Below are 13,645 nucleotides of genomic sequence, written 5' to 3'. Positions count from 1 at the left end.
AAGCCCACTGAACACCTTCTGTGGGCTTCCATTCAATCTATACCGCTTGTTCGGTAAGTTGTCGCAGCAGTCGGTCCATAGAACGATAACCAAGGGCCTCAGCAAGATGATTACGCTCTATTTGAGGTGAATCTTCTAAATCAGCAATGGTACGAGCAACTTTAATGATTCGGTGATAAGCACGAATCGATAGACCCAATCGATGCAAAGCATTTTCTAGAAACTGCGCATCCTGCTTTTGCAGTGGACAATAACGCTCGATTTCTCGACTAGTGAGTAAAGCATTAACCTTGTTGGCACGCGAGAGCATTTTTTCACGCGCTAGCAGCACTCGCTGTTTGACAACCGTGGTCGATTCTCCTCTGTCCCCCCCCTCTGCTAGGGTCCCCTTTGGTAAGGCAGGGATTTCCAACGACATATCGAATCGGTCAAGTAAAGGCCCTGACAAACGACTCAAATAGCGCAAAATAACTTGTGGGTTAACTCGAGATAAATTGCCCTCGTAATACCCCGTAGGACTAGGGTTCAAAGCGCCAACCAACTGAAAACGTGCCGGAAATCGCGTTTTTCCTTGCGCGCGTGAAATAATAATTTCACCGGACTCAAGAGGTTCCCGCAAAGAATCCAACACTTTGCGTTCAAATTCTGGCATCTCATCAAGAAACAACAAACCATTGTGGGCGAGTGAAATTTCACCCGGTCTCGGAATAGAGCCACCTCCCACTAAGGCTGCCATTGAACTTGTATGGTGTGGAGCGCGAAATGGCCTCTGTTTCCAATTATGAACATTAATCTCTTGTTGTGTCAGTGAGGCTATCGAAGCGGTTTCTAGCGCTTCTTGATCCGACATCTCGGGTAATAAGTCACACAGCCTCGACGCCAACATCGTTTTACCCGTCCCTGGAGGGCCTAGAAAAAGCAAATTGTGGTTGCCAGCAGCGGCTATTTCCAAGGCGCGTTTGCCTTGTTGCTGACCAATAATGTCCTGCATATCACGCTGTAAATGCGACTGACTCTCCTGGTATTCGCTTTGGTGAAGAGACAAGGGTTGCTGGCCCGAAAGGTCTGCACACACTTCAAGTAGACTGTGAGCTGATTTATGCCGTTCCGCCCCAACCAACGCCGCTTGATCACCATTTTGATGTGGTACAACTAAGCTACGTTTGACACGATTTGCGGCTAAAGCAGCAGGTAGAACACCTTTGACGTATCTCAGTTCACCTGACAGTGCCAATTCACCAATAAATTCTCGCTCAGATAACGCGACGGTAGGTATTTGCTCTGAAGCGGCCAAGATACCCAACGCAATGGGCAGATCAAACCTTCCTCCCTCTTTGGGAAGATCGGCAGGAGCAAGATTCACCGTAATTCGTTTAGCGGGAAACTCAAAGCGTGAATTAACAATGGCGCTGCGAACTCTATCTCGTGATTCTTTAACCGTCGTTTCGGGTAACCCAACCAAACAAAAACCGGGCATACCATTACTAATATGTACTTCGACTGTCACCGAAGGTGCTTCAACACCCACACAGGCTCGACTGTGAATAATGGCTAATCCCATAGTGAATCCATCTTGTAGATGCTCATTATTTATCCCCCTGATAGTTAGTTCATTTTCTTATCAAGGTTGTTATATAGCTTGGCTAGATGCTGAAAGAATGTGAAAAAAGAATGAGTTTTTGCTTGTCATTTAACGGATATGTATGTTACCACTAGAGACGCAAACATTTTCGTGCCCTATTCGGCACACATAACTATAGAAAATAAGATGAACTTTAACGCCCGCACTAACGCACTGATTGCCCTGATTATCGTGGTCATTATTGACACCGCGCGGGGTCTAGTGGGCGAAAGATAACCACAGAATAGAAAAAACCCCCGCACTGCAAAGTCCGGGGGTTTTTTTACAATTAGTCGCTGAAAAATTTGGCTGACATAAATTTAAAGCTCATAAATAGAGCTTGCAGGAAGAATGGGAGCGCACATGACGTGCAATAAAACACAACATCAAGATAAGGACAGCCGAGGGGGTAGAGGATGACAGGTGCAGAGCTAGTCGTAGCTGCTCTACAACAGCAAGGAATCAAAACCGTTTTTGGTTACCCTGGCGGTGCCATTATGCCAATCTATGACGCACTATATGATGGTGGCGTTGAACATATCCTCTGTCGCCATGAACAAGGTGCCGCAATGGCTGCAATTGGTATGGCTAGAGCAACACAAAGTGTCGCCGTATGCATGGCCACTTCAGGCCCCGGTGCTACAAACTTAGTGACAGGTTTGGCCGATGCTTTCATGGACTCTATTCCGCTAGTTGCCATTACTGGTCAGGTTGCGAGTTCGCACATTGGTACCGACGCGTTTCAGGAAATGGATGTCATTGGGATGTCACTATCCTGTACCAAACACAGCTATCTCGTCACCGACATCAATGACCTCGCCCCCACGTTGGCCGAAGCGTTTGAAGTTGCTAAAACAGGCCGTCCAGGCCCGGTCATTGTCGATATCGCTAAAGATGTCCAGCTTGGGCAAGCTCCTGTTGAGCTACTACCACCATTTACCCCACCTGCAATGCCCGTTGCCAGCCAAGAAGCAATAGCGAAAGCTCAGGAGCTTCTTTCACAAAGTTCTCGTCCTGTTCTTTATGTTGGTGGTGGCGTACAACTAGGTCACGCAACCAATGCTGTGCGCGAATTCTTGCGTCTAAACCCTATGCCATCAGTCAGCACACTAAAAGGCTTGGGCACTATCGAACGTCACGACCCACATTACCTAGGTATGCTAGGTATGCACGGAACCAAGGCTGCCAACCTTGTTGTTCAAGAGTGTGACCTTCTGATTGCCGTTGGCGCACGTTTCGATGACCGTGTTACTGGTAAGCTAGATACTTTCGCTCCCAATGCCAAAGTTATCCATATCGATATCGACGCAGCTGAAATCCATAAACTTCGCCAAGCAAACGCTCCAGTTCGTGCAGAAATTCCAGCCGTTCTTCCTCATCTTGAACTCACTCAAGATATTACGCCTTGGGTTAAACACAGTGAAAGTCTACGCAGTGGGTTTAAGTGGCGCTATGACCATCCAGGTGATCTGATCTATGCACCGGGACTACTCAAACAACTTTCTGATCTCATGCCAGATAGCTCGATTGTTTCAACAGATGTTGGCCAACATCAAATGTGGGCAGCTCAGCATATTCAGCCTCGTGATCCGCAGAACTTCATCACTTCAGCAGGACTTGGCACCATGGGCTTTGGCTTGCCAGCAGCAATGGGCGCCTCAGTAGCTCGTCCTGATGATCAGTCTATTCTCATTACGGGTGATGGTTCGTTTATGATGAATATGCAGGAGCTTGGGACACTAAAACGTCGCCAAATTCCTGTAAAAATCGTACTACTCAACAACCAACGCTTAGGCATGGTGCGCCAATGGCAATCATTGTTTTTCGATGGCCGCCACAGCGAAACTATCTTAGATGATAACCCTGATTTTGTAATGCTAGCCAAAGCCTTTGATATTCCTGGTAAAACCATCACCAAGAAAGAAGAAGTTGAGCCAGCACTAAAAGAGATGCTAGAAAGTAACACGTCATACCTTCTTCATGTTTTAATCGATGAGGAAGAAAATGTCTGGCCACTTGTACCACCAGGTGCATCAAACAATGACATGCTGGAGAACACATAACATGGAAAGATACTTAATCGACATTAAAGCAGACGACAAACCCGTTCTGCTAGAACGTGTACTTCGCGTTGTTCGTCACCGTGGCTTCACGGTTAAACAGGTGGCAGGCACACAAAACCACGAAAGCAGAATCGCCAGCGTAGAGATCATCGTTGATAGCGACCGCCCAATCTCGTTCCTAACCAATCAGATCGAGAAGCTTTGGGACGTGCGCACCGTTGAAGTCACGCAAATTGCGCGAGATGAATTACCAAATAACAACTTACAACAAAAGATTTGTGCATAAGGAAGGCAATAATGGCTACAAAAACAGCAGATTACATTTGGTTTAATGGTGAGATGGTTCCTTGGGCGGAGGCTAACGTACACGTTTTGACTCACGCGATGCACTACGGCACTTCAGTATTTGAAGGCGTACGCTGCTACAACACACCAAATGGCCCAATTGTCTTCCGTCATCTAGAGCATGCGAAGCGTCTGAAAGATTCAGCAAAAATATACCGCTTCCCGATTCCATACACGATTGAAGAAATCATGGAAGCAACGCGTGAAACTCTGCGTCAAAACAAACTGGATAGCGCTTACATCCGTCCACTCGGTTTTGTGGGTAACGTTGGCCTTGGTGTTTGTCCACCAGTCGGCACAGAGATGGATCTCATTATTGCTGCCTTTCCTTGGGGTTCTTACCTAGGCGAAGATGCGCTAGAAAAAGGTGTAGATGCCATGATTTCTAGTTGGAACCGCGCTGCACCAAATACCATTCCAACCGCAGCAAAAGCTGGTGGTAACTACCTTTCTTCTCTACTGGTTGGTGGTGAAGCTCGTCGCCACGGATATGCTGAAGGCATCGCACTCAGCGTTGATGGTTACCTATCTGAAGGTGCTGGTGAAAACATTTTTGTGGTTAAAGATGGTGTTATCTGCACTCCACCAGCAACCAGCGCGATCCTACCAGGCATTACTCGTGACTCCATAATGACCATCGCTCGAGATCGTGGTTACGAAGTGCGTGAAGCTAACATCGCTCGTGAAGCACTGTACCTTGCAGACGAAGTATTCATGACAGGTACCGCCGCGGAAATCGTTCCTGTTGCGACGATCGACAAAATTGAAGTGGGTAGCGGTAAACGCGGCCCTATCACTAAAGAGCTGCAAGAAGCTTATTTCGGCCTATTCAACGGTACGACGGAAGATAAATGGGGTTGGCTAGATTACGTTTACCCAGAGAATGCACCGGCAAAATAAGGAAGTAGTAAGATGCCTAAATATAGATCAGCAACCACCACTCATGGACGCAATATGGCGGGTGCACGCGCTTTATGGCGTGCGACCGGTGTTAAAGATGAAGACTTTGGTAAACCAATCATTGCGGTAGTGAACTCATTTACCCAATTTGTACCAGGTCATGTTCACCTGAAAGACATGGGGCAGTTAGTCGCTCGTGAAATTGAGAAAGCAGGCGGTATCGCTAAAGAGTTTAATACGATCGCGGTAGACGATGGCATCGCGATGGGTCACGGTGGCATGCTCTACTCGCTACCATCACGTGAACTGATTGCTGACTCAGTAGAATACATGGTCAATGCTCACTGTGCTGATGCCATGGTCTGTATCTCGAACTGTGACAAAATCACGCCGGGGATGCTAATGGCGTCAATGCGCCTCAACATCCCGGTAATTTTCGTCTCTGGCGGCCCTATGGAAGCGGGTAAAACCAAGCTTTCTGATCAAATCATCAAACTAGACCTTGTTGATGCCATGATCCAAGGGGCTGACCCGAAAGTTTCTGACGAACAAAGCGAACAGATCGAGCGTTCAGCGTGTCCAACCTGTGGTTCATGTTCAGGTATGTTCACAGCTAACTCAATGAACTGTCTGACTGAAGCTCTAGGCTTATCTCAGCCGGGTAACGGTTCAATGCTGGCAACGCACGCAGACCGTGAGCAGCTATTCCTTAACGCAGGTCGACGCATTGTTGAACTGACACGTCGTTACTACGAGCAAGATGACGAATCTGCACTACCACGCAACATTGCAACGTTTGACGCATTTGAAAACGCGATGGCATTGGATATCGCAATGGGTGGTTCAACCAATACCATCCTGCACCTATTGGCTGCTGCACAAGAAGGTGAGGTTGACTTTGATATGGAAGATATCGACCGCCTATCTCGTCAGGTACCGCATCTATGTAAAGTGGCGCCATCTACACAGAAATACCACATGGAAGACGTGCACCGCGCTGGTGGTGTAATGGCTATCCTTGGTGAGCTTGACCGCGCAGGACTGCTACACAGCGACGCACATACCGTACTGGGTCTTTCTATGAAAGAGCAGTTAGCCAAATACGACATCATGCAGACCGAAGATGAAGAGGTTCTAAAATTCTTCCGCGCGGGCCCTGCTGGCATTCGTACGACCAAAGCATTCTCGCAAGATTGCCGTTGGGATCGCCTTGATGATGACCGCAAAGAAGGTTGTATCCGCACGAAAGAAAATGCCTTCAGCCAAGAGGGAGGCTTAGCCGTTCTTTCAGGCAACATCGCTCTCGATGGTTGTATCGTGAAAACAGCAGGGGTGGATGAAAGCATCCTTAAATTTACCGGTCCGGCTGTCGTTTTTGAAAGCCAAGAAGATGCCGTTGAAGGTATTCTGGGCGGCAAAGTGAAAGCTGGTGATGTGGTCATTATTCGCTACGAAGGCCCTAAAGGTGGCCCTGGTATGCAAGAGATGTTGTACCCAACGACTTACCTCAAATCGATGGGTTTAGGTAAAGAGTGTGCCCTGCTGACTGACGGTCGATTCTCAGGCGGAACATCGGGACTATCTATCGGTCACGCTTCTCCTGAAGCAGCCAACGGTGGTGCTATCGGTCTGGTAAGAGAAGGCGATATGATCGCAATTGATATTCCTAACCGTTCAATCTCTCTTGAGGTTTCAGAACAGGAACTTGCTGAGCGCCGTGCAAAACAAGACGAACTTGGCTGGAAACCAGCTGATCGTCAACGTGAAGTATCATTTGCACTAAAAGCTTACGCGAGTATGGCTACCAGTGCTGACAAAGGTGCGGTACGAGATAAATCTAAGCTAGAGGGCTAGCTTATGACGCTTACGCAACAAACTGGCGCAGACTATCTGCGCCAGATCTTAAGAGCTCCAGTTTATGAAGTGGCGACCGTTACGCCACTTCAGGATATGCCCCGTCTTTCGGCTCGTATTGGCAATAACGTTCAAATTAAACGTGAAGACCGCCAACCCGTGCACTCGTTCAAACTGCGAGGTGCGTACAATATGGTCGCGAGTTTGAACGATGAACAGAAATCGGCAGGCGTGATCGCTGCGTCGGCAGGCAACCATGCACAAGGCATGGCGCTATCGGGTACGAAACTAGGCATAAAGACTACCATTGTCATGCCTAAAACGACACCGGATATCAAGGTAGAAGCGGTACGCGGATTTGGCGGCAATGTGGTTCTACATGGCAGCAACTTTGATGAAGCTAAAGCGGAAGCTGAACGTTTGTCTACTGAGCATGGTTACACCTTTGTTCCTCCGTTTGATCACCCTTTGGTCATTGCTGGTCAGGGAACAATTGGCATGGAGATGCTGCAACAAAATGGTCATCTCGATTACATCTTTGTCCCTGTTGGTGGTGGTGGTCTTGCTGCGGGCGTTGCTGTTCTAGTCAAACAACTGATGCCTGAGATAAAAGTCATTGCTGTTGAACCTGAAGATTCCTCTTGTCTGAAAGCCGCTCTAGACGCAGGAGAGCCTGTCGTTTTAGACCAAGTGAGTATGTTTGCTGACGGCGTAGCCGTAAAACGTATCGGAGAAGAGACATTCCGCCTTTGTCAAAAATACATCGATGGACACATCTCGGTATCCAGCGATGAAATCTGCTCTGCGGTAAAAGATATCTTTGAAGATACCCGTGCGATTGCCGAACCTTCTGGTGCACTCGCTCTGGCTGGACTAAAGAAATTTGCAGAAAAGAATGAACTCAAGGGTAAAAACCTTGGAACCGTTTTATCAGGCGCAAACACTAACTTCCACGGTCTGCGTTACGTCTCCGAGCGTTGCGAACTCGGTGAAAAACGTGAAGGCCTGTTAGCTGTCACGATTCCTGAACGCCAAGGGGCATTCTTCGAATTTTGTAACTTAATTGGTGGCCGTGCTGTCACTGAGTTTAACTATCGTTACAATGATGATTCTTTAGCGAATATCTTTGTCGGTGTTCGTCTGCAGGGTGGTCAAGAAGAGTTAGAACATATCATTCATGATCTACGTAACGGCGGTTACCCAGTGGTTGATTTGTCAGATGACGAAATGGCAAAACTGCATATTCGCTACATGATTGGTGGAAAGCCATCTAAACCACTGAAAGAACGTCTCTATAGTTTTGAGTTTCCTGAGTACCCCGGCGCTCTTCTTAAATTTTTAAGTACCTTAGGGACACACTGGAATATTAGCCTGTTCAACTACCGCAACCATGGTGCTGACTATGGTCGAGTACTGTGTGGCTTTGAATTGGATGAGTCAGATCTCTCTCAATTCTCAGCTCATCTGCGTGAACTGGGTTATCAATGCAAAGACGAAACCGACAACCCGTCGTATAAGTTCTTCCTTTCCTAGTTAGGATACCCTCAATACTCAGCCTCTTGCTTTCAGTAAGAGGCTTTTTTATTTGGCTTTAGTGATTTTTTGCTCTGAACCGTGAGCACTAACCTGTCAGCTTATTGGACAGAATGCGTGATACGCATAGATATAATGCTAAAGTTTCATTTTAGTCATGCCTTATTTCGGTCTACACTCAATTCTGTTTTTTAATTGCTGCCCGTGGTGGAGACGACAAATGTTTAACGCACTGATCCTAAACCAAGAAGACAAACGCACTATTGCTTCCATCGAGCAAATCGATGAATCACAACTTCCTCAAGGTGAAGTCCTAATCGACGTCGATTACTCATCTCTCAACTACAAAGATGGTTTGGCTATCACTGGTAAAGGCAAAATTATCCGTAATTTTCCAATGGTGCCCGGTATTGATATGGCGGGAACCGTTGTCAGCTCTGAAGACAACCGCTACCAAGCGGGTGACAAAGTTGTACTCACCGGCTGGGGTGTGGGTGAAAACCACTGGGGTGGCATGGCTCAGCGTGCTCGTTTACAAGCAGACTGGCTAGTCCCACTACCAAAAGGTATCGACAGTAAAAAAGCCATGATGGTAGGAACCGCAGGTTTTACTGGCATGTTGTGTGTGCAAGCTCTGCTTGATGCTGGTATCACACCAGAGTCCGGTGAAGTACTTGTAACAGGTGCGAGTGGCGGGGTTGGCTCGGTTGCCGTATCGCTGCTGGCAGCTTTGGGCTATCAAGTCACAGCTGTCACCGGACGTGTAGAACAAAATGGTCCACTACTAGAGAAACTTGGCGCTAGCCGAATCATTGATCGAGCGGAGTTTGAAGAACCTGCGCGTCCACTAGAAAAACAAGTTTGGGCGGGTGCGGTTGATACCGTAGGCAGTAAAGTGCTAGCAAAAGTTCTTGCGCAAATGGATTATAACGGCGCTGTAGCAGCATGTGGGCTTGCTGGCGGCTTTGACCTACCAACAACCGTCATGCCGTTTATTCTACGTAACGTACGTCTACAAGGCGTTGACTCGGTAATGTGCCCAACCGAAAAACGTATTGCGGCGTGGGAGAGACTGGTTGAGCTCCTTCCAGAGAGCTACTTTGAACAAGCATGTACAGAGATTGAGCTTCAAGATGCGCCAAAATACGCTGAAGATATCACCAACGGTCAAGTAACAGGTCGAGTGGTGATCAAACTTTAGCGACAGCAAAACTCAAAGAGCCAGCACCTGTAATGCTGGCTCTTATTGATTCTGCCTGTCTAATCTAACCCAATATCTTCTATTCGCTTGGCAATTAAACGACTACATTCTTCTTTAACTATCCCACGCAGCCACTCCTGAGAAGGTGAATGTTCACAGCGGGGATGCCAAATCATTGAATAATCAAAGGGCGTAAACTGAAATGGCAACGGCTTGATGAGCAAGTCATAACGTTCAGCAACTAAGTACGCCAAATCAGCAGGCACGGTAATAATGATTGGCATGGTATCCACAATCGCCAATGCCGCCTCAAGATGATATGCCCTTAACACCATTTTCCGCTCAGGTTGATCAATCAAAGCCTGCTCAATCAGTGCCTTAACTCCATCACTTATCGCTATCATCGCATGCGGATAGGTCAAATAATCCGATAGGCTCATCTCTTTATCTGCTAAAGGATGCTGTTTTGAGAGCAAGCAAAGCACACCTACCCGACCAAGAATTTCACTGCGTAGTGGTTCGACTGGGCCAATAGGTCGGCAGATGGCTAAGTCTGCCCCTTGATAAGTCAGTTGATCAGCGAGTCTGTCATGTTGCAAAGGTAGGAAGTTAAACGAAACATTCGGCGCTTCCTGATAGATTCGCGGTAGAGCAAAGGGCAGTATGGTTTGCATCGCGTAATCTGTGGTCGCTATATTGAACGTCTGATCGCAGCTCCTTGGCTCAAACTCTAATGGTGACAACAACTGGCGAAGAGATTCGAGAGGTTCACCCAAAGCCTGATCGATTTCCAGCGCTTTTTGCGTTGGAATCAAGTGCTGACCTTGCCGAGTAAACAGTGGATCGGAGAGCATTTCACGTAAACGCCCAAGCACTCGACTCATAGCCGATTGACTGAGGTTGAGGCGGTTTGCCGCTTTGCTGACGCTGCATTCCTCGATAAGAACACGAAGAGCCACCAACAAGCTAAGGTCACGACGATAAATGTCTTCTAATTCCACGTTTAACCATCATTTTTTGAAAAGGTGTCTGCAATTGTACCTTTTTCAGGCAAAAAAAATCCCGCTTTTCAGCGGGGAAGCCCAAGAAAACTGGGGATAGTGTCGGAATGTAGTTGAGCGTAGTGACAGAAATGAATGACGGTTGGAAGCGCAATCATCCATTCTCTTGCTCTTCAGATGCGCTCGGCCAGCGATGCATCTCGAGCCAGATCCCTACAACCGTCGCACCCATGCCGAGTAGCGGCATAAACGAAGACGATTCTGCTGGTGAACGTAAAACAAGAGCGCAGAAAGAGATAAAGCACAACACTGAATAGATTGTTAACCGATCTAATGCTGTCAACATAATAGCTCCCCCGTTTAAATGTTACCAACTTGTTAACTAAGTTAAAACAAAATGATCCGTTTGCCAAGGGGTTATTGAATATTTTTTCTTCACTAGTATTATCTAGGCCAAATTAAGTAACCAAAGATACGACCATGACATTCAATATCGAGCAGGCAAATCAAACATTAGAGGCAGAAGGACTACGCTGCCCAGAGCCAGTGATGATGGTCAGGAAGACAATTCGAAACATGCAAGATGGTGAGGTTCTGCTTGTTAAAGCTGATGACCCATCAACAACCCGAGACATTCCCAGTTTCTGTCGCTTTATGGATCATCAGTTAATCGGCTCTCAGACAGAACAACTGCCATACCTATATTTAATTAAGAAAGGAATGGCATAGCATAGAGGCCATTAGCAAGAGATGAAAAAACGGCTGCCCTAGGGCAGCCGTTACTTTATTCGTCGTATTCTATGGTGTGAATTTCAGCCTGAAGTTTATTGATCTGCTTTCTCATGGCACGCATCTCTTCATGCATCGGTATTATGTGAGCAACTCGAATCCAAGCCTCAACCGTCAAGCCAGTCAAAATGAACGAACCCGCAACAATGGGCAACCACATGTCCGTTAGCACCATAGCCAGCAAACACAACACAAGGCCAAAGGTGAACAAGTAACTCTGACTTCTAGGGGTGATCCCCGTATAACGTGTAAGCATCGTATCGCCCTCTCGCTATCAATCACACGGTTAAATTACCATGACAAACATGACACTAATATGTCAGCGATCACGTCTACGAACGATTTCAATCCATACTTTGAACTGACGCATTTTAAAGGCTAGCTATTGATATTTAACACCATATCCTTAGCAAACTACGAGTAAATTGCAGCACCAGTCGCTAAGGCGATGAATAGCAAAGCGGTCACTTTTCGGATCAAATCCAGTGGCATTTTGTCTGCTGACAGTTTACCGATCAGTACCACGGGTACATTGGCCAAAAGCATACCGATTGTGGTGCCAAGAACAACCAAACTCAGAGCATCCGCATATTGCGCACCTAAAATTGAGGTTGCGATTTGCGTTTTATCTCCGATCTCAGCGACAAAAAATGCAATAAAACTGGCGATGAAAGGTCCTCGATTCGAAATCTGTTCATCGTCATCAAGTTTGTCTGGTATCAGTACCCAGGCGGCCATAGCGACAAAACTGACCACCAGCACCCATTTTAAAACTTGCGGTGAAAGATAATCAGCAACGACAACACCTAGCCATGCTGCTAACGCGTGGTTGGCAATAGTGGCAAGAAAAATGGCTGCGATAATAGGTATAGGTTTACGGTATCGACTCGCTAACAGGAGTGACAATAATTGAGTCTTATCACCGATTTCCGCCAGTGCGACGGTGGTAATAGAAATAGCTAAAACGCTCAAGACATGCTCTTTTGAGGTAGGGATTATTTTTAACCAAAGACAAACCTCATGCCCCACCCCGGTTCATGATGATTTGTCTAAGGTCTTGCTAAACACGAGTGACGTTTTTGATTGTTATCTGTCACTACTCGTCTCGAACGCCATGATGATTTTGCATCAATTATGTTGACGAACGAACCTATTATCCCAGTGTTGATAAATAGGTAAGCTACTCCCCAAAGACAGCGGAATTCTATCGCTCCCCTTAGCGATTCTCAAGTAGGAAACTACAAATAAACTCCCTTTTAGGAAAATTTGGTTAGATAAGGCAGAAAAATTCTATTAAAGGGGATTTTTGCCTATCAATTAGTCAAGATTACCTCTACTCCCATGCCTAATATCTGGGTATACTTGATTGTTATTTTTTATCAATTTTAGACACAAGAATCGCGCGAATTACTATGCAAAAATACGATATCAAAACCTTCCAGGGAATGATCCTCGCGCTGCAGGATTACTGGGCACAAAATGGCTGCACAATCGTTCAGCCTCTAGATATGGAAGTAGGTGCAGGCACCTCTCACCCAATGACATGTCTACGTGCACTTGGCCCAGAGCCAATGTCGACAGCTTACGTTCAACCTTCACGTCGTCCAACCGATGGCCGTTATGGTGAAAACCCGAACCGTCTGCAGCACTACTATCAGTTCCAAGTAGCTCTAAAACCATCTCCGGATAACATTCAGGAGTTGTACCTAGGCTCGCTTGAAGTTCTTGGTATCGACCCGCTAGTTCACGACATCCGCTTCGTAGAAGATAACTGGGAAAACCCAACACTAGGTGCATGGGGTCTTGGTTGGGAAGTATGGCTAAACGGCATGGAAGTGACTCAGTTTACTTACTTCCAGCAAGTGGGCGGCCTTGAGTGTAAACCAGTGACTGGCGAAATCACTTACGGTATCGAACGTCTAGCGATGTACATTCAAGAAGTGGACTCCGTTTACGATCTAGTGTGGAACGTCGCTCCAGACGGTAGCAAAGTCACTTACGGTGATATCTTCCACCAAAACGAAGTTGAGCAATCAACGTACAACTTTGAGCACGCAGACGTAGATTTCCTATTTAGCTTCTTCGATCAGTGTGAAAAAGAGTCTAAGCAACTACTAGAGCTTGAGAAACCTCTTCCTCTACCTGCTTACGAGCGCATCCTGAAAGCGGCACACGCCTTCAACCTACTTGATGCACGTAAAGCAATCTCTGTAACAGAGCGTCAACGTTACATCCTTCGTATCCGCAACCTGACTAAGTCAGTTGCAGAAGCCTACTACGCATCTCGCGAAGCGCTTGGCTTCCCTATGTGTAAAAAAGAAGGTGAGGAGAAGTAATC

Annotated in this window: 13 protein-coding genes and 1 riboswitch; of the genes, 8 read left to right on the top strand and 5 right to left on the bottom strand. The window is 46.8% G+C overall.

From position 1 onward, the window contains the following. Positions 1 to 37 precede the first annotated feature (37 nt). Positions 38 to 1,561, bottom strand: a complete 1,524-nt coding sequence (locus tag ACQEXR_RS12695; RefSeq protein ID WP_427020455.1) for a YifB family Mg chelatase-like AAA ATPase — start codon at positions 1,559 to 1,561, stop codon at positions 38 to 40. A gap of 476 nt (positions 1,562 to 2,037) precedes the next feature. Here ACQEXR_RS12695 and ilvG point away from each other — a divergent pair, with 476 nt between their 5' ends. The 6 genes from ilvG (at position 2,038) to ACQEXR_RS12665 (ending at position 9,517) form a co-directional block, all read left to right on the top strand. Next, complete coding sequence (ilvG, locus tag ACQEXR_RS12690; protein WP_427020454.1) at positions 2,038 to 3,684, top strand: acetolactate synthase 2 catalytic subunit; 1,647 nt, start codon at positions 2,038 to 2,040, stop codon at positions 3,682 to 3,684. Between the two features lies 1 nt (position 3,685). Continuing rightward, the gene (gene ilvM / locus ACQEXR_RS12685; protein ID WP_138972842.1) at positions 3,686 to 3,970 is read left to right on the top strand and encodes an acetolactate synthase 2 small subunit; all 285 of its coding nucleotides are present in this window, start codon (positions 3,686 to 3,688) and stop codon (positions 3,968 to 3,970) included. 11 nt (positions 3,971 to 3,981) lie between these two features. Beyond that, positions 3,982 to 4,929, top strand: coding sequence for a branched-chain-amino-acid transaminase (gene ilvE / locus ACQEXR_RS12680; protein WP_331417328.1), 948 nt, complete (start codon positions 3,982 to 3,984; stop codon positions 4,927 to 4,929). A 12-nt stretch (positions 4,930 to 4,941) separates the two neighbouring features. Next, complete coding sequence (gene ilvD / locus ACQEXR_RS12675; RefSeq protein WP_138972844.1) at positions 4,942 to 6,783, top strand: dihydroxy-acid dehydratase; 1,842 nt, start codon at positions 4,942 to 4,944, stop codon at positions 6,781 to 6,783. Positions 6,784 to 6,786: 3 nt separating this feature from the next. Then, positions 6,787 to 8,316, top strand: coding sequence for a threonine ammonia-lyase, biosynthetic (gene ilvA / locus ACQEXR_RS12670; RefSeq protein WP_138972845.1), 1,530 nt, complete (start codon positions 6,787 to 6,789; stop codon positions 8,314 to 8,316). A gap of 220 nt (positions 8,317 to 8,536) precedes the next feature. Beyond that, positions 8,537 to 9,517, top strand: a complete 981-nt coding sequence (locus ACQEXR_RS12665; protein ID WP_331417326.1) for an MDR family oxidoreductase — start codon at positions 8,537 to 8,539, stop codon at positions 9,515 to 9,517. Between the two features lie 59 nt (positions 9,518 to 9,576). On the opposite strand, the gene ACQEXR_RS12660 is transcribed toward ACQEXR_RS12665, so the two are convergent. Beyond that, a complete protein-coding gene (locus tag ACQEXR_RS12660) occupies positions 9,577 to 10,518 on the bottom strand; it encodes a LysR family transcriptional regulator (protein WP_269378283.1) in 942 nt (313 codons plus the stop codon). Between the two features lie 154 nt (positions 10,519 to 10,672). Continuing rightward, positions 10,673 to 10,864, bottom strand: coding sequence for a hypothetical protein (locus ACQEXR_RS12655; protein WP_071985918.1), 192 nt, complete (start codon positions 10,862 to 10,864; stop codon positions 10,673 to 10,675). 134 nt (positions 10,865 to 10,998) lie between these two features. On the opposite strand from ACQEXR_RS12655, the gene tusA reads away from it, so the two are divergent. After that, positions 10,999 to 11,247 carry a sulfurtransferase TusA gene (tusA, locus tag ACQEXR_RS12650; protein ID WP_138972849.1) on the top strand — a complete coding sequence of 83 codons (249 nt, stop codon included), beginning with the start codon at positions 10,999 to 11,001 and terminating at the stop codon, positions 11,245 to 11,247. Positions 11,248 to 11,302: 55 nt separating this feature from the next. Here tusA and ACQEXR_RS12645 read toward each other — a convergent pair whose 3' ends face one another. After that, entirely contained in the window at positions 11,303 to 11,563 is a 261-nt protein-coding gene (locus tag ACQEXR_RS12645) for a hypothetical protein (RefSeq protein WP_331427153.1), read from the bottom strand. A gap of 158 nt (positions 11,564 to 11,721) precedes the next feature. Beyond that, positions 11,722 to 12,279 carry a TMEM165/GDT1 family protein gene (locus ACQEXR_RS12640; RefSeq protein ID WP_331427152.1) on the bottom strand — a complete coding sequence of 186 codons (558 nt, stop codon included), beginning with the start codon at positions 12,277 to 12,279 and terminating at the stop codon, positions 11,722 to 11,724. 90 nt (positions 12,280 to 12,369) lie between these two features. Then, a riboswitch (yybP-ykoY riboswitch) is annotated at positions 12,370 to 12,508 on the bottom strand. A 211-nt stretch (positions 12,509 to 12,719) separates the two neighbouring features. Here ACQEXR_RS12640 and glyQ point away from each other — a divergent pair. Then, a complete protein-coding gene (gene glyQ / locus ACQEXR_RS12635) occupies positions 12,720 to 13,643 on the top strand; it encodes a glycine--tRNA ligase subunit alpha (protein WP_138972852.1) in 924 nt (307 codons plus the stop codon). The last annotated feature ends 2 nt before the right edge of the window (positions 13,644 to 13,645 follow it).

Source organism: Vibrio sp. TRT 2004, from assembly GCF_050113735.1.
Lineage (GTDB): Bacteria > Pseudomonadota > Gammaproteobacteria > Enterobacterales > Vibrionaceae > Vibrio.
Note: the sequence above shows the minus strand (reverse complement) of the source record. Positions and strands in the feature narration are given on the sequence as shown.

Bases quoted from the DNA above. Each gene is read 5' to 3' on its own strand.
- ACQEXR_RS12695 (WP_427020455.1), bottom strand. From the start codon at position 1,561: ATGGGATTAGCCATTATTCACAGTCGAGCCTGTGTGGGTGTTGAAGCA.
- ilvA (WP_138972845.1), top strand. From the start codon at position 6,787: ATGACGCTTACGCAACAAACTGGCGCAGACTATCTGCGCCAGATCTTA.
- ilvE (WP_331417328.1), top strand. From the start codon at position 3,982: ATGGCTACAAAAACAGCAGATTACATTTGGTTTAATGGTGAGATGGTT.
- ACQEXR_RS12655 (WP_071985918.1), bottom strand. From the start codon at position 10,864: ATGTTGACAGCATTAGATCGGTTAACAATCTATTCAGTGTTGTGCTTT.
- ilvG (WP_427020454.1), top strand. From the start codon at position 2,038: ATGACAGGTGCAGAGCTAGTCGTAGCTGCTCTACAACAGCAAGGAATC.
- ilvD (WP_138972844.1), top strand. From the start codon at position 4,942: ATGCCTAAATATAGATCAGCAACCACCACTCATGGACGCAATATGGCG.
- ACQEXR_RS12665 (WP_331417326.1), top strand. From the start codon at position 8,537: ATGTTTAACGCACTGATCCTAAACCAAGAAGACAAACGCACTATTGCT.
- glyQ (WP_138972852.1), top strand. From the start codon at position 12,720: ATGCAAAAATACGATATCAAAACCTTCCAGGGAATGATCCTCGCGCTG.
- tusA (WP_138972849.1), top strand. From the start codon at position 10,999: ATGACATTCAATATCGAGCAGGCAAATCAAACATTAGAGGCAGAAGGA.
- ilvM (WP_138972842.1), top strand. From the start codon at position 3,686: ATGGAAAGATACTTAATCGACATTAAAGCAGACGACAAACCCGTTCTG.
- ACQEXR_RS12645 (WP_331427153.1), bottom strand. From the start codon at position 11,563: ATGCTTACACGTTATACGGGGATCACCCCTAGAAGTCAGAGTTACTTG.